Origin of the sequence: Streptomyces murinus, assembly GCF_002154555.1 — a bacterium.
GTDB classification, from domain to species: domain Bacteria; phylum Actinomycetota; class Actinomycetes; order Streptomycetales; family Streptomycetaceae; genus Streptomyces; species Streptomyces murinus.
On sequence record NZ_MUNF01000830.1, the window covers coordinates 1 to 2634 of the forward strand.

The 2634-nt window shown below is 76.1% G+C and carries 1 protein-coding gene; it reads left to right on the forward strand.

Annotation, left to right across the window (positions count from 1 at the left end; genetic code table 11):
- On the forward strand, positions 1 to 2634 hold a 2634-nt coding region (locus CCN72_RS35560; protein ID WP_107430268.1), incomplete at both ends, for an ATP-binding protein.

Genomic DNA, 2634 nt, shown 5'->3' on the forward strand with positions numbered 1-2634 from the left:
GCGACCCGCGCCCGCGCCGCCGCCGCGCTCGCCCTGGGCCGCGCCCGGGACGTCGTACCGGAACTGCGGGAGCTGACCACCGCCCATCCGTACGACGAACCGCTGCACGCCCTCCTCATCCGCGCCCTCGCCGACACCGGCCGCCCCGCCGACGCCCTCGCGGCCCACGAGTCCGTCCGCCGCACCCTCGCCGACACCCTCGGCACCGACCCGGGCCCCGAACTACGCGCCCTGCATGCCGAGTTGCTGGCACAGGAACACCGGCCCGTCCCGCCGCCGGCCCGCCGGGGCAACCTCCGTCCCCGTCTCACCTCCTTCGTCGGCAGGGAAGGCGAACTAGAAGCCGTACGCGCGGACTTGAGACGCTCCCGCCTCGTCACCCTCACCGGGCCAGGCGGCTCCGGGAAGACCCGGCTCGCCGAGGAGGCCGCCGCCGCCCTCGCCCCGGCCTGGCTGGTCGAACTGGCCCCGCTGGACCAGCCGGACGCGGTGCCGGGCGCCGTGGTCAGCGCCCTCGGGCTGCGCGAGACCGTGCTCCTGAACCCCGAGCTGGCCCCCCAGCAGACCGATCCCACCGCCCTGTTGATCGAGTACTGCGCCCCGCGCGCCGAACTTGTCGTCCTCGACAACTGCGAGCACGTCATCGACGCGGCCGCCGCCCTCGCCGAGACCCTCCTCACCCACTGCCCGCACCTCACCGTCCTCGCCACCAGCCGCGAACCCCTGGGCGTGCCCGGCGAGTCCGTGCGCCCGGTCGAACCCCTGGTCCCGGAGCAGGCGCACCGCCTCTTCGCCGAACGCGCCAGGGCCGTACGCCCCGACACCGACGCGGTGCTCGGCGACACCGCCGCCGTGGCGGAGATCTGCCGCCGCCTGGACGGACTGCCGCTCGCCATCGAACTGGCAGCGGCCAGGCTGCGGTTGCTGACCCCGTGGCAGATCGCCGACCGCCTCGACGACCGCTTCCGGCTGCTCACCTCCGGCAGCCGCACGGTGCTGCCCCGCCAGCAGACCCTGCGCGCGGTGGTCGACTGGTCCTGGGACCTGCTGGACGAGCGGGAGCGCACCGTGCTGCGCGAGGTCTCCGTCTTCGCCGGCGGCTGGGACCTCGGCGCGGCCGAGGCCGTGTGCACCGGGCCGGTGGCGGACCTGATCGGGGCACTGGTCGACAAGTCCCTCGTCGTCGCCACCCCCGGCGGCTCCGGCGGCATGCGCTACCGGATGCTGGAGACCATCCACGAGTACGCCGCCGAGCGTGCCGCCGAGGCTCCCGGGCAGCGCGCCGCCGCCGAGCGCCGCCACCGCGCCTGGGCGCGCGCCCTGGTCGAGGAGGCCGATCCGCTGCTGCGCTCGGCGGACCAACTCCGGTGGATCTCCCGCCTGGAGAGCGACCTGGACAACATCCGCGCCGCCCTGGACCGCGCGGTACGGGCGGGCGAGGAGGCGGCTGCGGGCGCGCTCGTGCGGTCCATGTGCTGGTTCTGGTGGCTGCGCAACTACCGCCAGGAAGCGGTGACCCGGGTGCGCCAGGTCCTCAGGCTCGGCGCCGCCCTCGACACCGGCGCGGCGGACGACCCGGCGACCCTCGCGGCCCGCACGGAGTCGGCCGACCACGTGGCCGCGCTGCTCGCCGCCCCCGACGCCGAGGCCGCCCACCCGCTGCGCGAACTCCGCATGGACCTGCGGCTGTTCGAGCTGTTCCTGACGGCGGGCGGCAGCATGGACCACCTGGCCACCGACGACCGGGCCCCGCGCTACCTCACCCTCGTCCGGGCCGCCTACGAGCCCGGTGGCCCGATCGCCGCCCGCCTCCCCGGCGTCATCTGGCCGATGACCGCCTACTACCTGGGCAGCCCGGAGGACGCCGCCCGGGACACCTCCCCGGTGGTCGACAACTGCCGTGCGTACGGCGGCGATTGGGAGCTGGGCGCCGCGCTGATGTTCCGCGCCCATGTGCGGGTCGACTCCCCGGGCAATCTGCTCGGGGTGGACGAGGACCTGGCCGAGCTGCGGGTGCTCGGCCGCCGGGTCGGGGACCGCTGGATGCGGGCGCAGGTGTGCAGCGCGGCCGGTGAGGCGCACATGGCGCGCGGTCGGTTCGCCGAGGCGCGCGGCGAGTACGCGGAGGCGCTGCGGCTCGCCTACGAGGTGGGCGCGTACGCGGAGTCGCCGTTCCTGCTGGCCCGCCTCGCCGACATCGCCTTCCGCTTCGGGGACCGGGACACCGCGCTCGCCGCCCTGGACGAGGCGGGCACCGCCGCGGAGCGGTACGCGGTCCCGGAGTCCCGCGCCTTCGTGCTGCTGATGCGGGCCTGGATCGCCCTGTACGACGGCCGGTCCGCCGAGGCCCGGGCGCACTTCGACGCGATCCGCGAGGTGGCGGGGCCCGAGACGTCCCCACCGCAGTTCGTGGCCGGGATGCGCACCATCGAGGCGCTGCTGGTCGCCGCGGAGTCCGGCCCCGAGCGGGGCCTGCCGATCCTGGCCGGGGCACTGGCGGAGGCCGTCGCCGTGCGCTGCGCCGAGTCGGTCACCAGCGGCATGGTGGACGCCGCGGCCGGTCTGTTCGCCCGGCTCGGTGACCTGCCGGCCGCGGTACGGCTGTACGCGGCCGCCGACCACTGGCGCGACGGC